Genomic DNA, 21,249 nt, shown 5'->3' on the forward strand with positions numbered 1-21,249 from the left:
TTGCCGCCACCACCTTCCGTGCATGGCGTCAGAGAAGCTCATCTTCGCTCAGTCCGTGGAAGCCCTCTTCGTACGAGCGCTCGGGCCGTACCTCACCCGTGAAGGGCGGCAGCGCCTGAAGGCGGCGGGGCTCGACCTGTCGGAGCCGCTGCGCCCCCAGTACACCTTGGAGCAGTGGCGCGCCTTCCTGCGCGTGGCGGGGCAGGATGTCTTCCCGGCCCTGCCTCCGCACGAGGCCAGCTTCGCGCTGGGCGCGCGCTTCCTCCAGGGCTTCCGGCAGACGTCGGTGGGCCGGGCCAGCCTGTCGCTCGTCACCCAGTTGGGGCCGCGGCGCACGCTGGAGCGGGTGCCGTACAACATCCGCGCCGGCAACAACTTCAACGAGGTCCGCGTGGAAGAGTCCACGCAGGACAGCGCCACGCTGTGGATGAAGGACGTCACGGCGGACACGCCGGACTTCGCGGCGGGCTTCCTGGCGGAGACGCTGCGGTCGGCGGGCGCGGGGCAGGTGGACGTGAAGCCCATCGCCTTCGACGGCACGGCGGCCACCTTCCGCGTCACCTGGACGAAGGCCGCCAGCCGGGCGCCCGTGGCCGGTGCCGGTCCTCGTGGCGTTCACTGAGGCGGGCGCGCCGCCACGACGGACCCCGGGCTGGACGCGCTCCCCGTCCGGAAGGAAAGTCACGGCATGGCCCGGTTGCTTGTCGAGGACGTCCACGTCCGGCTCGGCGCGAATGACATCCTGAAGGGCATCACCGCCGACTTCCGGGACGGAGAGGTGGTGGCGCTGCTGGGACGCTCCGGCAGTGGCAAGTCCACGCTGCTGCGCTCCGTGGCCGGCTTGGAGACGCCGGTGCGCGGGCGCATCCACATCGGTGAGCGCACGGTGTTCGACGCGGCGGCGAAGGTGAACCTGCCGCCGGAGCGGCGTGACCTGGGGCTCGTCTTCCAATCCTACGCGTTGTGGCCGCACAAGACGGTGTTCGACAACGTGGCCTACGGCCTGCGGCTGCGCAGGCAGTCCCGGGCGCAGGTGGACCGGGCCGTGCGCGAGGTGCTCCAGGGCGTGGGCCTGGAGGGCTACGCCGACCGTTTCCCCAGCCAGCTCTCCGGTGGGCAGCAGCAGCGCGTGGCGCTGGCGCGGGCGCTCGTCTACGGGCCGCCGCTGGTGCTCCTGGACGAGCCGCTGTCCAACCTGGACGCGAAGCTGCGGGAGGAGGCGCGCGTGTGGATTCGCGCGCTCATCAAGCGGCTGGGGCTCACCGCGCTCTTCGTCACCCATGACCAGGTGGAGGCCATGGCCATCGCCGACCGCATCATGCTGCTGGACGGTGGGCGGATGGTGCAGGACGGGACGCCCGAGCAGCTCTACACGGAGCCGTGGAGCCTCTTCGCCGCCGACTTCATGGGCGTGAACAACACGCTGTCAGGCCGCGTGGTGGAGCGGCGCGGCGGCGAGGCGCGCCTTCAAGTGGGCGGCCAGTCGCTGTGGGGGCAGCCGCGGGGAGACGGCCCTGGTGACGACACGGCCACGGGCGTCATCCGCGTGGAGGCGCTCCAGTTGGCCTCCGGGCCCGGGGAGAACCGGCTCCCCGCCACGTTGGCGAGCTCCCTCTACGTGGGCGGGCGCTGGGAGCACCAGTTCCAGGTCGAAGGGCAGACGCTGCGCGCCAGCACGCGCGAAGCACTGGCGCCTGGCGCGTACACGCTCGCGTTCCCGAAAGAGCGCCTCTGGATTTTCTGACGCGTCAGGAGGCGCGTGGGCTGCGTCAATGACACCTGGCGCCGCCGGAGCCAGGCGTGGCCGCGCAGTGTTTTGGGGCGGATAGGGTTTCCGGGGGCTGGCTTGGGCGGTGCATTGCGCGCTGTCGCGCTGTCGCGCGAATGCCACCCAAGCCAAGGACCCGCCAAGATGAGCAACTACGACGACTTGTTCTTCCGGACCAACCTCGAGGACGTAGGGCAGATGCCCTCGCCGCTGCCGGCGTATACGTCGCCGGACATCATCCCCTACGGCACCCTCCCCACGCGGAATCCGAAGCAGTTCTTCGCTGAGAACTACGCGAACGATGTGGGGCAGAACCTGGTGAAGGATGCCGACAACTACATCTACCTGCGCGCGAAGAACCTGGCGGGTGCCAGCAACTCCGGGAGCGTGTGCCTGTACGCGTTGCCGGCCAACCTGCTCCTGTATCCCTTTCTGTGGAAGGACAACGAGCTGCAGACCAGCGACAAGAACGTCGACAATCACAGGCTCAATGTCATCCAGGCGGACGGCGGCGGGATTGCGGTGACGGACAACCCCTTCGTCTGGCGTCCGGACTCGGCGGACCACCACTGCCTCGTCTCGCGGGTGGTGACGAGCGAGCACCCCAGTGACATTCCAGATGCGTCAAGCGTCACGGACCTGTCGGAGTTCATCATCAACAACCCGGGGTTCGGCTGGCGGAACGTCACCATCGTGGATGCGGGCAGCCCGGACTACACGACGCTGGGGCTGAAGTACGCGCAGGGGACCGAAGCCGCGACGATTTCCTTCGACATCTTCTGCACGAACGTCCCGCAGGGCGCGAGCGTGGCCTTCTCGGCGGGGACCCCCGGCCCTTCGCCCCTCATCGCCCTGCCGAAGCAGGACGTGGGGCAGTCGTTGCAGGACGACCAGGGCAATTACAACTGGCACACCGGCATCGATTGCTTCGTGCCCGCCAACTACAAGACGGACATCGACTACTCCTACTGGCCGAACGGCAAGTCGGCCCTGCCGGGGATGAGCATCACCCTCAAGGCGACGCAGTTCGTCTCCGAGGACCACCGCCTGTATCACCGGCTCTTCACGCCCCAGCAGTTGAAGCTGTCTCCGAAGCGCTGCGAGGAGCTGGACGGTAAGCGGGGCGTCGTCCTGGGCTCTCACACCCTGCTGTTCCGCTGAGCCAGGGCTCAGCGCGGCGTTGTCCTCGCGGCCACCGGCACTCCCGCCGGTGGCCGCTTCTTTTCGCGCGGCGGCCGTGGACCCGTGGAGCCACACCGGCCACGCCGCGCCTGGATTCAGCGTTTCGGTACGCGCGTCTCGCTGAGCACCAGGGACCAGTTCGTCAGGACCTCGGTGGGCTGGTTGGGGCCGTAGGTCTTCTCACCGGGGTTCGTCTTCATGTTGAGGTGGCTGCTCATGTAGATGAGCCGCTTCATCGCGGGGCCCGGCTCCTGCTGCGCGCCCTGGTCGTCCTGGAGCGCGTTCTTGAACCGCGCGCCGAGGTAGCCCGGGGGGATGCTCTGGTAGTTCAGGCGGAGCCGGATGGACGCCCAGTTGGGAATCTCGGACAGGGGGACCTGGTACACCAGGTTGTCCTCGCCCTCGGCGGCGCGGGCCTTCGTGTCATTGGGGTAGTCCGGGTCGCTCTTGATGCTGTCGTCATCAGGGCCGAGGATGGTGCTCAAGGGCTCCGTGAGCCGGGCGAGCTGCTGGAGGCTCAAGCCAAACCGCACGTCCCCGTCCTGGCGGAGGCTCGGGGGCTTCCAGCCCACGGGGAGGATGCGGTTGTCCTTCACCTCCTTGAACTGCTGGAGCTCCAGGCTGGTGACCTGCTTCGCGTCGTCAATGGCGCGGACCTCGTAGATTTGCACCTGGTCCTGCCGCTGGATGCGCTGGTAGTGGGGCTGGAGCTGGGAGGGGTCGCTCGTGAACTCACTGGCGAGGATGTTGTTCCCATCCTGTGTGCAGGCCCCGTCGCAGATGGCGCCCTGGGCGTTGGGCTGTCCAGAGGCCCAGAGCACCTGGCCTTGCGCGTCCAGGACCTCGAACTGGATGAAGGCCCTGCGGAAGCCGGCGCCGCTGGGGAACTTGTGGCCCGCGTTGTTGAGGACCTGGACGGGCACCGTCAGCGTCGTGGCGTCCGTGGTGTAGGCGCCGGGCAGGAGCTGCGCCGCGGGGAGCTCCGGGTTGTAGGTGCCCTGCGCCGTGCCATAGGCGAGGTCCAGGATGGACTGCTCGGCGTTGAGCAGGTTGTTGGCGAACACGTAGTCGCGGGGCGCGTCCGTGAGTGGAGCGGTGATTCCATCCGGGAGCTGCACGAAGAGGAAGAGGTCATCCAGCATCAGCGCCTCGCCCTTTCGCGCGCTGTAGGTCAGCCGCAGCTTCCGGACGCCCGTGGCCAGGGGCTGCGTGGCGCGGAGGGGCAGCCAGCTTGACGTCCCCGCGGGTGCCTGGAGCGGCGCGGACGTGGCCACCGTGACGCCCTGCGCATCGAGCGCCTGGAGGGTCAACTGTCCGCAGGAGAGGCGGTCGCAGTACGCGGTGGAGCCCCAGACGACGTGGGCCTTCGCGCCCGCCTGGTCCACCCAGCGGGCCTGGTCTCCGGACAGGGTGAGGTCCAGCGTCGCCTGGCCCTCCCCGAGCTGGAAGAAGTACTGGCCATGGCTCGGGTGGACGGGCTGCCCCTGGGCGCCCGTGAGCGACTGCACGGCGGTGATGGCGCCGCTGGGGCTCCAGCCCACGAGCGGCTGCTGCTCCGCCCCGGGATTGAGGACCAGGTTGGGCGTGCGGTTGCGAATCTCCGGGGACTGAAGGAAGGGCGGCACGCGCGAGTCCGGCGCCAGGTAGAAGTCCAGGCCGAGCACGTCCGGGAACTGCTGGAACATCTCGTGGACGAACAGGTTGATGCCCAGCAGCGTGTGCCGGTTGTAGTCACGAGAGACCGCGTCGGGGCTGCCGACGAAGTAGGGCGCGAGGTCGTCGTTGTACTGCGCCACGAACACCCGCTTGTCGTGGGGCGAGGCGGGCGCCGTGAGCGGCATGTGGCAGCTCTGGCAGGTGGTGTTGCCCTCCGGGTAGTCGCTGTTGAGCCATTCGAAGTACGTCGTCTGCTCGTAGGCCAGCGCGACGCAGGGGTCGTTGAGGAAGTCTCCCTTCGGGTCGAAGGTCTTCTGGCCGGGCGGACAGCTCACGGGGCGCTCGTAGCCGCTCTTCGCCTCGGAGATGAGCATGCCCGGCCGGTAGTTGCTGGGGACCTTGGGCAAGATGACGACGTGGCAGGCGCCGCAGACGGTGGAGTCGCGCAGGTAGGTGTGGCCGCTCACGCTCGCGGCCGTCTCCAGGCTGAGGCCCGCCGCCGCCATGGGCGTCGTGTTCAACTGGGTGTCTGGTCCGACGACGGCGCCCGGGCGCAGGTTCATGGAGGAGGTGAACGGGTAGGGCGGCGGCGTGACGGTGCCCTTGTCGCTCTGGTTCACCAGCCGGCCCGCGACGCCGCTGCCGTAGATGGAGTTGTCGCCATCCCCGTAGAAGAGGGTGTAGTCGGTGCCGTTCCAGGGCTGCCCCTGCGTCGGCGCCATGGAGTGGCAGACGCTGCATGACAGCCCGTCGCGCCCCAGCGCGCCGTAGGTCGCGTATTTCGCCTGGGTGTAGGGGTCGCCTGGCTGCGTGTTGTCGTAGGCCGAGCCCTCCGGGGTTGAATAGAGGAAGCGGTGGTCGAACGAGAGGTTGTTGCCATTGGCCTCCCGCTGGGCCGGGGGCGAGTGGCACCGGAAGCAGAGGTTGTCCACGCTGGCGGGCGCGTGGGGGGAGAGGCCGCGCGTCGTCTCCACCTGCGCGAGGAAGACAGGGTCCCTGCCGGCCAGGGCCTTGATGGAGCCGCTCCAGTCGCCGAACAGGGACCAGTTGGCGGCCAGCTTCATGGCGTTGGGGCTGCCCTCCTCCCAGAGGCTGTCGACCCCATGCTGCTGCCAGAACGCCATCTCCGGCAGGTCCAGGCCCTGGGCCTTCCAGTCCGTGTCATGGCAGGACTGACAGACGAGCGAGGAGTTGAACTGCCCGCTGCCGAGCTCCAGGCCGTTGTGGGCGATGTCCAGGCTCCGGTTGGGGAGCTTGAGCAGGTCCTTGCTGCTGATGCGGGGGAGCTGGACGCCCAGTTGCTTCGTGTAGAAGTCGAGGAACGCCTGCGCCTCGGGGCTGGACTCGTCCAGCGGGCGCGTCAGCACATTCCCGCGAGGAAACACGGGGTACGGCGGCGGGACGAGCCCGTCTGACGTGACGGCGCTGGTGGCGGCGTCGGCGGAGGCGTCAGCGGTGGCTCGCACGGGCGGCTCCGTCGTGGCGCCGCCACCCCAATGCCAGACGGCGACGGCCACCGCGACCAGGCCCACGGCACCGCCGATGGCCCTCACGTGGCGTGGAGACTGTGTCTTCATGGGTTCACCTCGGGGACATGGCGTGACGGTGGGACGGAGGGGAGGGGGTGGGGGAGGGCCGCGCACCGGTTCTTCCAGAAGGGGGCGTCAGGCCACCGCTGCTCCTGGCGGTAGTAGTGGCCGCGCGTGCGCTGGTGCTCCTGGAAGCGCTCGTGCAGCGTGGCCTCGTAGGCTCGCAGCGCATGGGGGGCGCCGCGCAGGTGCTGCTCCAGGGCGTCGGCGGCCAGCAGCGCGCTGTCCAGTGCCTTGGTGATGCCCTGGGAGGACAGCGGGTCATAGGTGCAGGCCGCGTCACCCACGGCGAGCCAGTGCTCGCCATGCATCCGGTCCAGCTCGCTGACGAGGACGGGCACCGCGGTGAGCGCGTCGCCGGTGAAGTCACACGCCTGGAGCCGGGCCAGGGTGGCCGGGGCCTGCCGCAGCAGGGACATCCAGGGCTCGGGCGTGGCCCAGCGCAGGCCGCGCAGGGAGTCTCCGTCTCCCACCATGGCGACGACGACGCGCCCGCCGGGGAGCAGCGCCGAGTACCACCAGCCCTCCGCGCAGGACTCCACCATCGCGTGGGTGGAGAACGTCTCGCCGTCCTGGACCTGGAAGGCGCCAAACACGGCGAAGCAGCGGTCCGCCACGCAGCGCTTCGCCTCCTGGGCCGTGGCGAAGGGGGCCTTCCACCCCGTGGCATCCACGACGAAGCGCGCCCGCAGGGTGCAGGGCCCCACGTGACGCCGGGAGAGGATGAGCCGGTAGCCATCTCGTCCCAGGCGCTCCGCGCTCAGCAGCGTCGTCGCGCGCTGGACGTGCGCGCCCTGCTGGATGGCTTCGAGGCTCAGCCGTTCGTCGAAGCGCGTCCGGTCCAGGTGCCAGGCGGAGCCCCACGGCGACATCAGGGTGTCGTTGAAGCTCGGCTCCGGGTGGCCCCAGCACGAGGAGGTGCCTCGCGACGCGAGGTGTCCATCGCGGAGGAAGGAGCTCCAGGCGCCCAGCCGCGACAGGGGAACACGCACGTCCGGCGGCAGCGTCTCGCCAAGCCGGGGTGTGTCGTAGGTGGTGCGCTCGAGCACCGTCACGGAGAGGTACGGCGCACGGTCTCTCAGGGCGATGGCCATCGCGGTGCCGGCGGGTCCACCGCCGATGATGGCCACGTCGCAAGTGGGCTCGCTCACGCGGCGCCCGCTTTCGGCGCGCTGGGAGACGGGGTGGCGCCGGGCTTGTACGTCCGCTCCACCTCGATGAACTGGGGCGGGGGGGGCATGCCCGGGCCGGACTCCGGCCCCCGGGCTGCCTGCGGCGCATCCGACCTCCGGAGGATGAAGCCCAGGCTCTTCCAGTGGAAGACCATGTCCTCGTCCTTCACGAAGTTGCTGTCTTCGGGCCGCGTCCAGTAGCCCTGTTGCCACTGTCCGGACTCGTCCAGGTAGTTGACGTAGTAGGGCCGCTGCGCGGGCCACCACCACAGCGACGTCCCCTGGACTGGCTGGTTGGAGCACTCGTTGAAGTCGGCCTGCCAGGGCTGCGCCATGTACTTGCTGGCATCACCGGGCTCCAGGCCCAGGCCGTCATGCGGGTTGGTGTCCCACTGGAGTCCGTGTCCGCTCAGGGCGCGGTGTTTGAAGCGGATGCCCGCGGCCGGGTCCTCCATGAAGAAGTTCGCGTCCCGGGCAATCCACGTCACTTCGATGCCTGGGCAGAAGGCGCCGCCCACGCAGTTGTCCAGCACCGCGCGGTCCAGCCGCGCGCCGTCGGACGCGGGAGGCGGCGGGGGGCCGTGGTCGACGCGCCCCTGGCTGTACTGCTGGAGGAAGAAGTACTGCGTCTGCGTGAGGGACAGGAACGTCCGGGGGACGTAGTCCGTGAGGGGGTTGTCTCCGGCCATCTTCGGCATCAGGTCGGGCGTGGGCACGTTGACGTCCGAGGGCTTCCGGATGTGCTGCATGAAGCGCGGCGGCAGCTTTCCCGCCTCGAAGGCATCGTGCTTGCTATTGCCCAGGGGGCCGACGTCGGAGACCCACTCGTAGGCGGCGGGCCGGCTCAGGATGGGGAGGATGTCCGCCTGGAAGTTGGGCGTGTACGTGTCGTTGAACGTCCCGCCCTGGCAGATGTCGGGGCGGAGGTTCCGCTCCCGGACGAACGTGTCGAAGAGCGTGTCGTAGAGGCTGATGATGTTGAGGAGCTGGGGGGCGTAGGCGGGGGGCCCCACGAACATCCAGGCCGGGAAGTCGACCTCGTGCTCGCTGTCGTCATCCATGACCAGCGTCGCGGTGACGGGCCCGTCCGAGACGTCGTCCCACCAGAAGGGATTGTTGGCGTAGACATCCAGCCGTGGCTGGGCGTGGGCCTCCTTCCGGATGATGCACCGGGCCTGGGCGACCTGGTCCGTTGATAGCTTCAGCGCCGGGTTCGCGAGCACGCCGTCCACGGCGGCGTCGAAGTCCTGCTGGGTGTCGTAGCCGATGTCCGCGATGCTCTTCAGCGCGTCCAGGAGGTCCTTTACCATGGACTGCGTCGCGCCCTTCAGGTTGAGCGTGCCGGCGTCGCTCCAGTTCTCAAGCAGCCCGGAGGTCAGGTCGTAGTGCGTGGAGGCGCCGGACTTGCCGTAGCCGCCCAGCGCGTGGAGAGCGCCTTGGCCATCCACGATGAGCTGGCCCAGCGTGGTGATGTCGCTGTTCTCGGGGAGGAGGTTCGCGGGGGGGAAGGAGGTGGCGTAGCCGCCAGGCGCGTCCTTCCCGAAGTCGGCGGTGGTGGGCAGGCCCTGGCTGCCCCGGCAGGCGACGGTGCGCGGCCCCGGGTCGATGATGAGGCTGGCGCGCGCGGCGCCCTCGACGCGCGGGTTTCTCAGCGGGTGCGGCGTGGGCGGCGTGCCCTGGGGCTGATAGTTCCCGTCTGCGCCCAGCTGCTGCTGGAACTCGTACCAGGCGGCCTTCTTGTTGGCGAGGTGGACCGTCCAGCGGATGTCCTTGACGCCGCCTTCACCGGGCTGGATGCGGCGCCCGTTCGCACCGGGCGAGTCGTAGGCGTGGATTTGAAAACGCGCCGCCTGCCTCCGCATGGCCTGTTGTCCATCGCGGAAGACGGTGACATCCCCGCCACTCACCTCCTGCGGAAGGCCACCCGCCTCCTCCGGGCCCAGGTAGTACTCCTCGCTGTCTCCGACGCGGGCCACGCCAATCGCCGGGTGAATCTTATAGGTTGGGCTCATGCCTTCGCTCCTCGCGGTGTCCCGGGAGGGGGTGCAAGGCACATTCCCCGAAAGGCTTGTGTGGGGATTCCAGGTGGCGTGTGCTTTTTGCGCGCGAAGACTGGCTTTGGGGGCTGTCAGGCATTGCGGCTGACGTGTCATGCATGGGGGGTGACGCGTCAGTGTCCTGCCCGCACGCAGGGCCTGCGTCCCACCAGGGCCTCGTCCGGCGCATGTCGCACCCATGAGGGGGGACTACTCACGGAGTTTCATCGCGTTGACGCCGGGCTGTACCTGTGTTCAGGCTGGGGCTGGAGGTTCCCATGGCCCCGCAAATCAGCCTCGACTTCGCCACGGAGTACGCGGCGCACCCGGCGCTGGCGCCCTTCCACCCGGTGGTGCGCCGCTGGTTCGCGGAGCGCCTGGGCGAGCCCAGTCGTCCCCAGGTGGAGGGCTGGCCGCTCATCCAGGCAGGGCATGACGTGCTCATCGCCGCGCCCACCGGCAGCGGCAAGACGCTGACGGCGTTCCTCGCCGCGCTGGATTCGCTGTTCCGGCTGGCGCTGGAGGGCACGCTGCCGGACTGCACGCAGGTGCTCTACGTGTCACCGCTCAAGGCGCTGGGCAACGACGTGCAGAAGAACCTGCTCCAGCCGCTGGAGGAGCTGCTCGCCCGGGCTCGCGCGGAGGGCTTCCAGCCCCAGGAGCTGCGCGTCCAGGTGCGCAGCGGAGACACGCCGGCGTCCGAGCGCGCGCAGATGGTGCGCCGTCCGCCGCACATCCTCATCACCACGCCGGAGTCCTTCTACCTCTACCTCACGGCGGAGAAGGCCCGCGCCACGCTGCGCGCGGTGCGCACCGTCATCGTGGACGAAATCCACGCCCTGGCGCGCGACAAGCGGGGCAGCCACTTCGCGCTGTCGCTGGAGCGGCTCAAGGCGCTCACGGACGCGCGGCCCCAGCTCATCGGCCTGTCGGCGACGCAGAAGCCGCTGGAGGCCATCGCCGGGTTCCTCACTGGCGCCTCCCACCGGGAGTGCAAGCGGGTGGAGGTGGGCCACCTGCGCCCGTGGGATTTGACGCTGGAGATTCCGGACGCGGAGCTGTCGTCGCTGGCCAGCCATGAGATGTGGGGGCAGGTCTATGACAGGCTGGTGGCGCTGACGGGGGCGCACCGCACGACGCTCGTCTTCGTCAACACGCGGAAGATGGCGGAGCGCGTGGCGCATGACCTGGGTGAGCGCCTGGGCGAGGGCACCGTGGCGGCGCACCACGGCAGCATGTCGCGCGAAATCCGGCTGGCCGCGGAGGAGAAGCTGAAGTCCGGGCAGCTGCGGGCCATGGTGGCCACCGCGTCGCTGGAGCTGGGCATCGACGTGGGCAACGTGGACCTGGTGGTGCAACTGGGCAGCACGCGCGCCATCTCCGTGCTGCTCCAGCGCGTGGGCCGCGCGGGCCACCACAAGGCGGCCATCTCCAAGGGCATCCTCTTCGCGATGACGCGCGACGAGCTGATGGAGTGCACCGCGCTCCTCAACGCCGTGCGCGAAGGTGATTTGGACGCGGTGCGGATTCCAGAGAAGCCGCTGGACGTGCTGGCGCAGCAGATAGTCGCCGCGTGTGCCTGTGAGGAGTGGGACGAGCGCGCGCTCTTCAGCCTCTTCCAGCGCGCCTACTCATACCGGAACCTCACCTGGGAGGAGTACCAGGGCGTGCTGGAGCTGCTGTCCGAAGGCGTGGCGGCGCGCCGGGGCCGCGCGGGCATCCACCTCCACCGGGACAGGGTGAACCAGCGCCTCAAGGGCCGGCGTGGCGTGCGCATCACCGCGCTCACCAATGGCGGCGCCATCCCGGACACCTTCACCTTCAACGTCACCGCGGAGCCGGAGGGCAAGGTGGTGGGCACGCTGGACGAGGACTTCGCGGTGGAGTCGTCGCCCGGGGACATCTTCCTCCTGGGCAGCACCGCGTGGCGCATCCAGCGCGTGTCGGGCAGCACGGTGCAGGTGGAGGACGCGCGCGGCGCGCCGCCCAACGTGCCCTTCTGGCGCGGCGAGGCGCCGGGCCGCACGGACGAGCTGTCGCTCCAGGTGGGCCGCCTGCGCGAGGAGCTCACGTCACGCGAGGATGCGCCGGCGTTCCTCCAGAAGGAGCTGCGCATGCCGCCGCCCGCGGTGGATGCGCTGATGGGCTACCTGCGCACGGGGCAGAAGATGCTCGACGCGGTGCCCAGCCACACCACGGTGGTGGCCGAGCGCTTCTTCGACGAGGCGGGCGGCATGCAGCTCATCATCCACGCGCCCTTCGGCAGCCGCATCAACCGCGCGTGGGGTCTGGCGCTGCGAAAGCGCTTCTGCCGCTCGTTCGACTTCGAGCTCCAGGCGGCGGCGACGGAGGACGGCATCCTCCTGGCGCTGGGCGAGCAGCACTCCTTCCCGCTGGCGGAGATTTTCGACTTCCTCCACCCGGACCATGTGGAGGAGGTGCTGGTGCAGGCGGTGCTCCAGGCGCCGATTTTCGGCACGCGCTTCCGGTGGGTGGCCACGCGGTCGCTCGCGCTGCACCGGATGATGGGAGGCAAGCGCGTGGCGCCCAACCTCCAGCGCGCCCGCAGCGAGGACCTGCTGGCGTCGGTGTTCCCGGAGCAGGTGGGCTGCCAGGACAACCACGGCGGCGGCGACCTGGAGCTGCCGGACCATCCGCTGGTGAAGCAGACCATGGATGACTGCCTGCGCGAGGCCATGGACGTGGACGGCCTGCGCGAGGTGCTGCGCGGCATGCGGGATGGCCGCATCCGCCTGCTGGCGCGTGACGTGCCGGAGCCCAGCCTCTTCGCGCACGCGATGATTCACAGCCAGCCCTACACCTTCCTGGATGACGCGCCCGCCGAGGAGCGCCGCGTGCGCAACGTGGCCCTGCGCCGCGCCATGCCCGCCGAGGACGTGACGGCCTTCGGCGCGCTGGACGCGACGGCGATCGCCACGGTGGTGGAGGACGCCGCCCCGCCCATGCGCGATGAGGACGAGCTGCACGACGCGCTGTTGCAGCTGATTCTGCTGCCCGCCGCGGAGGTGCCGCCCGGCCTTGCGACGCCCCTGTTCGAGCAGGGCCGGGTGGCGTGGATGGACCTGCCCGCGGGCCGCTTCCTGGTGTCGGCGGAGCGGGGCAGCGCGCTGCGGGTGCTCTTCCCGGACGCGCCCATGCAGCCGCCGCTGCCGGTGCTGGCGCATGACCGGCCCGTGGAGCGGGACGCCGCCGTGCTCCAGGTGGTGCGCGGACGCATGGAGATGCTGGGGCCCACGACGGTGGCGGAGCTGGCCCGGCTCGTCGTGCTGGACGAGGACTCCGTCAACGCGGCCATGCACCAGTTGGAGGCCCAGGGCAACGTGCTGCGTGGCCGCTTCCGCCCGCTGGAAGTCCCACCGGCGGGTGGGGCCAGCGCGCCGCTGGAGTGGTGCGACCGGCGCCTGCTCCAGCGCATCCACCGGCTGACGGTGGGACGGCTGCGCAAGGAAATCGAGCCGCTGAGCGCGCAGGACTTCATGCGCTTCCTCTTTCGCTGGCACCACCTGGAGGAACTGGACGCGCTGCGCGGCTCCACGGGGCTGCTCAAGGCGGTGCGGCTGCTGCAGGGCTATGAGGCGCCGGCGTCCGCGTGGGAGCGCTTCCTGCTGCCCGCGCGCATGCGGGGCTACACGCCGGACCTGCTGGAGCGGGCTTGCTACGCGGGTGAGGTGGCCTGGGGGCGGCTGACGACGAAGGAGGCGAAGCCCACGCCAGGGCCACGCCGGGGCGCGCCGGTAATGCCGCCGGAGCCCGCGCCCACGCGCTCGCGGGCGTCGCCCACGCGCAACGCGTCGTTGACCTTCACCTTGCGCGAGGACCTGGAGTGGATGCTCACCGCGGCGCGGCCTCACGCGGTGCTGGCGGATGGGGACGTGTGGACGCCGCCGGACTTGAGCGCGCCCGCCAGGGACGTGGTCGCGGTGCTGGAGCGGCGCGGGGCCTGCTTCTTCCAGGACCTGGTGTCGCGCGCGCGCAGGCTGCCCGCCGAAATCGAGGACGCGCTGTGGGAGTTGGTGGCGCGCGGGCTGGTGACGGCGGACGCGGTGCAGAACCTGCGCGTGCTCCAGAGTCCGGCGCACCGCAAGCGGCAGAAGCTGCTCCAGCGCGGTGGCCCGGGCCGCTGGAGCCTGCTGGCGCCCGCGGAGCCGAAGTCGCAGGACGAGGTGCTGGACTCGCTGGCGCGCCTCTTCCTTCAGCGCTACGGCATCGTCTGGCGCGACCTGGTGATGCGCGAGGCGCTGGCGCCCACGTGGCGCGAGCTGCTCTTCGTGTACCGCCGCATGGAGGCGCGCGGCGAGGTGCGTGGCGGCCGCTTCGTGTCGGGCTTCGTGGGCGAGCAGTTCGCGCTGCCGGAGGCGGTGGACATGGCGCGCTCGGTGCGCCGTCAGCCACCGTCCGGTGTGCGGGTGCAGTTGTCCGGGGTGGACCCGCTCAACCTCACGGGCGTGGTGACGCCCGGGCCGCGAGTGCCGGCGATGCCGGGCAACGTGGTGACGTACGTGGACGGTGTGCCGCGAGATGTCGGCGCACTGGACGATACGGCCGACGGCAACGTTGGAGAGGACACGGAAGACGGCGGCGAGGCCATGGCGAGCTGAGCGGCGCGGCCCCGTCGGGCAGTGGATGCTAGGGTGCTGCCCCTTTCGTTTCTTTCGAGGGGTCGTCCGAATGCCTCGCCTGTTGTTGATGGGACTGTTGCTGCTCTCCGCCACCTCCTGCTCTGGCGACGACGAAGACCCGGGGAAGCAGCCCTCCCAGACCGGGCGCATCCAGGGGACGCTGACGCCTTTCCGGAGCAGCGAACAGTCCACCGGTGACGGTGTCTCCCAGACGGTGCGCTCGCCGTTTCGCGCGGGTGCGCTGGAGAAGCTGAAGGCGACGCTGCGGGGAATGCACGCGGGGCGCTCGCTCGAATCGCGGGTGGCGCCAAAGGCCGTGACGGGGCTCCCCATTGTCCCTTCGCAGCCGGTCGCCGCGCCGCTCGAGCGGGCCTCCCGCGAGGACCCCACGATTCCGGGGGACGTCATCCTCCGCTTCGAGGAAGCGGGCCTGTCGCCGGAGCGCGTGCTGGCGGCGGTGCGGCGCCCGGGCCTCCGCGCGGTGCACAAGGGCTACGCCAGCGAGTACGTGCACCTGGTGGGCTACGAGCCGTTGGACGGCAAGGCGGTGACGGCCGCGAAGACGCAGGAGTGGGCGGCGGAGCTCGCCCGGGTGCCGGGCGTGACGTACGCGGTGCGCAACGAGCGGATGCGGGCGACGGCGGCGCCGAATGACCTGGGCTACAGCCTTCAGTGGCACTACCCCACGCTCAACCTGCCGGCCGCGTGGGACCTGGTGCCGGACGCTTCCAGCGTGGTGGTGGCCGTCCTCGACAGCGGCATCGTTCCGCACCCGGACCTGACGAGGGTGTTGCCGGGTTACGACATGATTTCGGACCCGGAGAACGCGGGTGACGGCGACGGCCGGGACAGCGATCCGCGGGACGAAGGTGGGGACACGCCCAGCGGCGGCTCGTCGTGGCACGGCTCGCACGTGGCGGGCACCATCTCCGCGGACACGAACAACCAGGTGGGTGTCGCGGGCGTGGCCTGGAATGCCCGGTTGCTGCCGGTGCGGGTGCTGGGGAGGAAGGGCGGCACCAGCTTCGACATCGCGGCGGCCCTCACCTGGGCCACGGGCGGCGACGTGCCGGGTGTGCCCCCCAATCTCAATCCCGCGAAGGTGGTGAACATGAGCCTGGGGGGCCGCGCGCCGCCGCAGGCGCTGTACCAGGACGCCATCGACGCGGCCTTGGGACGCGGGGCCATCATCGTCGTCGCCGCGGGCAATGAGGACGTGGATGCGCGCAACAGCACGCCATGCAACCAGCGGAACGTCATCTGCGTGGGCTCCACCAGTCTGGCGGGCCAGCGCAGCAGCTTCTCCAACTTCGGCGTGGACGTGGACGTGGTGGCTTCTGGCGGAGAGATGCGCGAGGACCTGAACGGCGATGGTTATCCGGACGGTGTGCTGTCCACGGTGCTGGATGAGACCGGGCAGCCGGCCTATGCCTTTTCGCAGGGCACCAGCATGGCGGCGCCTCACGTCGCGGGCGTGGTGGCGCTGATGGCGGCGTCGCGGCCGGACCTGACGGCCGCGCTGGCGGAGACCATCCTGAAGGAAACCGCCACGCCGCTCACCAACGAGCAGTGCCCGGAGGGCTGCGGCGCGGGGCTCGTCAACGCGAGCGCGGCGCTGGCCCGCATCGCCAACGTGGACCCCGGCACGTTGGACCCTCAGCTCAACGTGACGACGTCCACGCTGTTCTTCCGGGGCAGCGGCACGCAGCAGCTCACCGTCAGCAACGCGGGCGGCAACCGGGGGGGCGATTTGACGGTGTCGGCCAGCGTCAGCGGGCCCAATGCCTCGGCGGTGACGTTCCCGCAGGGCAACACGGTGCGGGTGTCCGCCTTCGGTTCGGCCTCGCTGAGTGTGGCGGTGGATGCATCCGGGCTGGCCGGAGGTGACACCGTGGTGACGCTGAGCCTGGTGGGCTCGGGGGCGGCGGGCTCGGCGACGGTGGCGGTGAAGATTGGCGTGGCGGGGGCTTCCAATGACCTGGACGCCCTCATTGCGTTCGTGTGGCAGGACGCGCGAGGGGCGTGGCAGGCCTCGGAGGACGCCATCGCCGTCGCGCGTGCGTCGGCGAACTACGCGTACAGCATCTCCCTGGCGCCGCGGACGTACTACGCGCTGGCCACCATCGACGACGACCAGGATGGCAACTTCTTCGAAGACGGTGAGCGCACCGGCTACTGGCGCAACGTGGACTCCTTCGAGCCGCTGGAGGTGGAGGAGGGCGACCGCATCGAGAATGTGAGCTTCGACCTGCTTCCCCTGGCGCCCATCGATGATGCCCCGGCGCTGGTGGTGGGCAGTGCGTGCGGCTCCAACGTGGACTGTCCCGGGGGCGTGTGCGTGACGGACTATCCGGGTGGGTACTGCTCCCTGGATTGCACCAACTCCGCGTGTCCAGCGGGCTCGCGGTGCTACATCGTGGATTCCGCCTCGGGCCTCAAGGCCTGTCTGGCGACGTGCACGCTGCAGGTGGGGACGGGGCAGGGGGACTGCCGCTCCGGGTACGTCTGCTACCGCGACGGCACGGGTTCGGGGGCCTGCCAGCCCAACTGCCGCACCTCCGGCCTGACGTGTGGGCTGGGACGGACGTGCCTGGCCAACGGCTTCTGCGGCTGAGGGTTGGGCCCATCAGCGGCGCTCCCGCTCCCGGAACACCACGCCGTCCAACTTCAGTCGCGCCGCCGCGTCGACGAAGCGTTCCGTGGCGAGGATGACCGTCCATGCGTCTTCCATGCGGAAGAGGTCCGCGTCCGCGGGCAGGGAGGATGCCTGGAGGATGATGGGCTGGGGCAGGTCGAACGGCTCGTTACCGCAGGTCGGGCAGGGGAGCTTCTGGTTTGCCGGGAGGCAGTCGGGATTGAGTCGCCCGTGCAGTTCCAGTTGCAGTTCCATCAGGTCCGGCGGGTTCTTGCCACGGAAGCGGACGTCGACCGCCTGACCCGTGAGTCCTCGCACTCCGTGGGATTGCAACGCCTCCAAGGCTTCGCGCCGGAGCAGGAAGGTCCAAGGGTTTTGCATGTAGAACGAACCGAAGCGGCCCATGCCAGGGCCTGTCAGCGGACCGAATTGTGCCCCTGGCTCGAGTCGTGCCCACGCCGGAGCAAAGGGCCGTACCCGCTCCACGAGTCTCAGCACTGCCTCGCGCGGCACGGGCCTGGGGTCGGAGAGGGCTTGTTGCTCCCTGGTAGAGAGGGTGGAAAGGTCGACGCAGGGATAGGCAAGGGCGGGGGAGCCGCCTCCCGCGCGGCATGTCGGGCAGGGCTGTACGCCCGGTAGCCCCCAGCGGTGAATGGCGTCAATGCTGCCCGTGTAACCAGCGGCCGTATCTTCCTCGACTTCAAATACCTTCACGAGCATTCCTGGGATGGAGTCTTCCTGAGGCGGTCAGGGGGCCTGGAATTGGGGGCCGTGCTGGTACGGCGCAACGGACGTATTGTACGGCACCACAGGGCCGGTCAGCTCGAACTGGAAGATGAGTTCGACGGCTTTGCGGTGAAACACTTCGGGAGGAAGGGGCCCGCTTCGTTTGGCCCTCATGAAGTCGCGCCAGGCTTGATTCCACATGCCGCCTCGACCCGTGCCGCTGTGAATCTGGCGGTGGATGTGTTCTGGAATCAGCATGGTGAACTTGTGGATGTCCACGCCATTCTGCGTGAACCACTGTGCAAGCTCCCTCTGTTGGGGAAACAGGTGATGCTTCACGAGCTTGCCCGGTACGCGGGGGATGGCGGGAAGAAATCCCTGGCGGTAGCGAAAGTGGAACGTCATTCGCGGCCGTGCGCCCGGACGGATGCCCATGTTTCGCCAATTGCGGAAGGCGGGAGGGCGGTAGTTCCGAGCCAGCTCTACGACAGGCGCTGTAGATGAATGCGCCACCGTGTTGGCATCAACATCCCCACATTCGAAGATGCCGCACAGTCCCCCTTCGCACGCGAGCACGATGCAAAGACCGTCGTTGGTGGTTGCACACGACTCCGCTTGTTCATCGTCCTCCACGTCGTGCGCCGCGGTTGGAATCGCCGCGCACGCACAGAGGACGAGCAGTGGCAGTAGCGCCATGGCCAAGCGCGGGAAGAATGGCATGGCGTTCGATGCTATCTGACAGCAGGGAGGCCTGCTTGCCGCTGGCCGTGACAGCTGGAGGCCGCTCGGGAGCCCGTGTCCTGGACGCCCGAGGGGTAGGGCGGTGGACACTTGTCCACCATTCCCGGTTCCCACGGGGCAGCCACGGCGGCATCGTGCAGGCACCTTGTCCTTGATGCAGCGACTGAAGACCGAGACGCGCCGGCACCACGAGCGCACCGAGGCCCAGGTTCGTTTGATGGATGCGGACCTGACGCCCAGGGCGTATCGCCGCCACCTGGAAGCGCTTCACGGCTTCTACGTCCCGCTGGAGGCCCGGCTCGCCGGACTGGGGCTCGAAACGGTTGCAGGCCTGTCCATCCACGCGCGCTGGAAGGTGCCCCTTTTGAAGGAGGACCTCCGCGCGCTCGGCCATGACGACGCCTCGCTAGAACGGCTGCCTCGCTGCGGGGAGTTGCCCCCACTGGCAGGCGTGCCCGAAGCCCTGGGCTGCCTCTACGTCCTGGAGGGCTCCACGCTGGGCGGCCAGCTCATCCTCCGGCACCTGCGCCGCCACTTCGACGGCGTGCCGTCCCTGGGCGACTTCGCCTTCTTCCGCGCGTACGGAGCTGACGTCGGGCCCCGGTGGCGTGCCTTCGGTGACGCCGTCAACCAGGCCTCCGTCTCCGCCGCGGGTGACACCTTCGATGACCGCGTGGTGAAGGGCGCTCAGGACACCTTTGACGCCTTCGCTGTCTGGCTGCGGCGGGAACAGGCACATGCCTCCGTCTCCGCCTGACATCGACCTGGGCCAGTGCGACCGGGAGCCCATCCACCTGCTGGGAGGCGTCCAGCCTCACGGCGTGCTGGTGGCCTTCCAAGCGGCGTCGTCCCGAATCGAGGTGGTGAGCGCCAACGCGGAGGCCCTGCTGGGCGCGGCGCCCTCCGCGCTGCGAGGGCGGCCCATCACCACCGTCCTGGACGAGGAGACGCTGCGGCGCGTGCATGCGGGCTCTGTCTCCGGGCCCGTGGTGGTGGAGGCCGGAGGGCGTGCCTGCTCCGCGCTGCTGCATGTCAGCGGCGACCTGTCGGTGCTGGAGCTGGAGCCCCTCACGGCGGACGACGCCCTCGCCGACGAGGCCGCGCTGTCCGCCATCCACGCGCTGGTGTCGCCGCTGGGGCAGGGGCGGGGGACGTCCTCGCTGCTCCAGGCCGCGGCGGACGGCGTGCGGTCGCTCAGCGGCTTCGACCGCGTCATGGTGTACCGCTTCCATGCGGACTGGCACGGCGAGGTGGTGGCGGAGAGCCGGGCCGAGGACATGGACAGCTTCATGGGGATGCACTTCCCGGCCAGTGACATTCCCGTCCAGGCCCGGGCGCTCTACCGCCGCAATCCGCTGCGCCTCATCGCGGACGTCCAGGCGAAGCCCGTGGGCCTGGTGCCGCCGACGTTGCCGGACACGGGCCAGCCGCTGGACCTGTCCGGCGCCGCGCTTCGCAGCGTGTCCGAGGTCCACCTCGAATATCTGCGCAACATGGGGGTGGGTGCTTCCTTCTCCGTGTCGTTGCTGAAGGACGGCGAGCTGTGGGGCCTCATGGCCTGCCACCATTCGTCACCGCGTCACGTCTCCGCCGCGCGGAGGCAGGCCTGTGAGGTGCTGTCGCGGCTGCTGGCGCTTCAGCTCGCCACGGAGGAGCGCGGCGCGGACGCGGCCTCGCGCGCGCATCGTGCGGCGCTCCTGGGACAGCTCGTCGAGGGCTTGGGGGATGGCGCGTCGCTGCCCGTCGCGCTCGAAACCCGCGGTGCGCAGTTGATGGCGCTCACCGGCGCCACCGGTGTGGCGCTCCTGCTGGGCGAGCGGCTTGACCCGGAGCAGGTCGAAGCGCCGTTGCTCGTGGGCCAGACGCCCACCCCGGAGGAAGTCCAGGCGCTGGCCACGCGGCTGGCGGGCATGCCCTCCGCGAGCGGCACCCTGCACACCGAGCGACTGGGCACCTGGCATCCACCCCTGGCCGGACGCGCGGACGTGGCGGCGGGCGTGCTGTCCGTCCGCCTGGATCCTAAAGCGCCTCGCTTCGTCCTCTGGTTCCGGCCAGAGGTGGCGCGCACCGTCACCTGGGCTGGCAACCCGCACAAACCCGTCCAGCCCGAGCCCGGTCATGCGCGCCTGCATCCCCGGGCCTCATTCGATGCGTGGCGCGAAGACGTGCGAGGCGCCAGCACGCCCTGGACGCAGGCGGATGTGGACGCGGCGGAGTCCTTCCGGGGCGCCCTGGTAGGCGTGGTGCTGCGCCATGCCGGGGAGCTGGCCCGGCTGTCGCGCGCGCTGGCTCGCTCCAACGAGGAGCTGGAGTCCTTCAGCGGCACGGTGGGGCACGACCTGCGCGAGCCGCTGCGCGGCATCCAGCAGTACACGTCCTTCTTCCTGGAGGACCACGGCGCGTCGCTCACGGGAGAGAGCCGCGACCAGCTCCAGTCCGTGGTGTGGCTCGCCCGCCGGGCGCAGTCGCTGTTGGAAGACCTCTTCGAGTACAGCCGACTGGGCCGCGTCGAGCTGGCCTGGCGCGACGTGGACATGCATGCACTGGTGGAGGAGGCCGTGGCCGTGGTGGCCCCTCGGCTCCAGGACAGGAAGGTCGAGGTGCGCATGCCTCGCCGCCTGCCCCGCGTCGCCTGTGATGCCGTCCGCATCCGCCAGGTCTGGGAGAATCTGCTGGCCAACGCCGCCAAGTACCAGGCTGCCCCTCCACACTGGGTGGAGCTGGGCTACCACGGGCCCGGCGAGGCGCGTCCGCCTGCAGCGGCACAGCATGACGCGCCCTACGTTTTCTTTGTGAAAGACCCGGGTATCGGCATCGCCTCACGGTTCCACGAGGCCATCTTCAACATGTTCCGCCGGCTGCACTCCGTGCAGGCGTACGGCGGCGGCACGGGCGCGGGGCTGGCCATCGCGCGGCGGCTGGTGAGGTTGCACGGCGGCGAGCTCTGGGTCGACTCCTCGCCGGGACAAGGCTCCACCTTCTACTTCACGTTAGGAAGAGGTCCGGCATGACAGCGCTCCGCTCACTGCTCCTGGTGGAAGACAGCGATGCGGACCCGCGTGCGTCCAGGCTCGTGCGGGCCCTGCATGAGCCGGGCGCGCGGC

General features: G+C 69.9%; 12 protein-coding genes. 7 read left to right on the top strand and 5 right to left on the bottom strand.

Annotated elements, in window-relative coordinates; translation table 11 throughout:
• Positions 1-22: 22 nt before the first annotated feature.
• The 3 genes from KGD87_RS31870 to KGD87_RS31880 all read left to right on the top strand — a co-directional run bounded on the left by KGD87_RS31870 (position 23) and on the right by KGD87_RS31880 (position 2,929).
• Positions 23-622, top strand: a complete 600-nt coding sequence (locus tag KGD87_RS31870; protein WP_284664716.1) for a DUF2378 family protein — start codon at positions 23-25, stop codon at positions 620-622.
• Positions 623-688: 66 nt separating this feature from the next.
• Positions 689-1,744, top strand: a complete 1,056-nt coding sequence (locus KGD87_RS31875; protein ID WP_284664717.1) for an ABC transporter ATP-binding protein — start codon at positions 689-691, stop codon at positions 1,742-1,744.
• Between the two features lie 168 nt (positions 1,745-1,912).
• Positions 1,913-2,929, top strand: a complete 1,017-nt coding sequence (locus tag KGD87_RS31880) for a hypothetical protein (protein WP_284664718.1) — start codon at positions 1,913-1,915, stop codon at positions 2,927-2,929.
• A 116-nt stretch (positions 2,930-3,045) separates the two neighbouring features.
• Here KGD87_RS31880 and KGD87_RS31885 read toward each other — a convergent pair whose 3' ends face one another.
• The 3 genes from KGD87_RS31885 to KGD87_RS31895 are packed head-to-tail and all read right to left on the bottom strand — an operon-like array spanning position 3,046 to position 9,379.
• A complete protein-coding gene (locus tag KGD87_RS31885; RefSeq protein ID WP_284664719.1) occupies positions 3,046-6,183 on the bottom strand; it encodes a hypothetical protein in 3,138 nt (1,045 codons plus the stop codon).
• Entirely contained in the window at positions 6,180-7,346 is a 1,167-nt protein-coding gene (locus KGD87_RS31890) for a tryptophan 7-halogenase (protein WP_284664720.1), read from the bottom strand. Before KGD87_RS31890 ends, KGD87_RS31885 begins: the two co-directional genes overlap by 4 nt.
• Positions 7,343-9,379: a LodA/GoxA family CTQ-dependent oxidase gene (locus tag KGD87_RS31895; RefSeq protein WP_284664721.1), complete on the bottom strand. Its 2,037-nt coding sequence runs from the start codon at positions 9,377-9,379 to the stop codon at positions 7,343-7,345. The genes KGD87_RS31890 and KGD87_RS31895 overlap by 4 nt, the downstream gene beginning before the upstream one ends.
• 302 nt (positions 9,380-9,681) lie before the next feature.
• On the opposite strand from KGD87_RS31895, the gene KGD87_RS31900 reads away from it, so the two are divergent.
• Positions 9,682-14,022 (top strand): DEAD/DEAH box helicase, encoded by a 4,341-nt coding sequence (locus KGD87_RS31900; RefSeq protein WP_284664722.1) that lies wholly within the window; start codon positions 9,682-9,684, stop codon positions 14,020-14,022.
• Between the two features lie 70 nt (positions 14,023-14,092).
• Complete coding sequence (locus KGD87_RS31905) at positions 14,093-16,657, top strand: S8 family peptidase (RefSeq protein WP_284664723.1); 2,565 nt, start codon at positions 14,093-14,095, stop codon at positions 16,655-16,657.
• Between the two features lie 12 nt (positions 16,658-16,669).
• On the opposite strand, the gene sitI6 is transcribed toward KGD87_RS31905, so the two are convergent.
• Together sitI6 and sitA6 are read right to left on the bottom strand one after the other, a co-directional pair.
• Positions 16,670-17,392, bottom strand: coding sequence for a SitI6 family double-CXXCG motif immunity protein (gene sitI6, locus KGD87_RS31910; RefSeq protein ID WP_284668718.1), 723 nt, complete (start codon positions 17,390-17,392; stop codon positions 16,670-16,672).
• A 33-nt stretch (positions 17,393-17,425) separates the two neighbouring features.
• A complete protein-coding gene (gene sitA6, locus KGD87_RS31915) occupies positions 17,426-18,124 on the bottom strand; it encodes a SitA6 family polymorphic toxin lipoprotein (RefSeq protein ID WP_284664724.1) in 699 nt (232 codons plus the stop codon).
• A 175-nt stretch (positions 18,125-18,299) separates the two neighbouring features.
• On the opposite strand from sitA6, the gene KGD87_RS31920 reads away from it, so the two are divergent.
• The gene (locus KGD87_RS31920) at positions 18,300-18,902 is read left to right on the top strand and encodes a biliverdin-producing heme oxygenase (RefSeq protein ID WP_284664725.1); all 603 of its coding nucleotides are present in this window, start codon (positions 18,300-18,302) and stop codon (positions 18,900-18,902) included.
• Positions 18,883-21,156, top strand: coding sequence for an ATP-binding protein (locus KGD87_RS31925; protein ID WP_284664726.1), 2,274 nt, complete (start codon positions 18,883-18,885; stop codon positions 21,154-21,156). The genes KGD87_RS31920 and KGD87_RS31925 overlap by 20 nt, the downstream gene beginning before the upstream one ends.
• The last annotated feature ends 93 nt before the right edge of the window (positions 21,157-21,249 follow it).

The sequence above is a fragment of the Myxococcus sp. SDU36 genome, assembly GCF_030168875.1.
Classification (GTDB): Bacteria; Myxococcota; Myxococcia; order Myxococcales; family Myxococcaceae; genus Myxococcus; species Myxococcus vastator.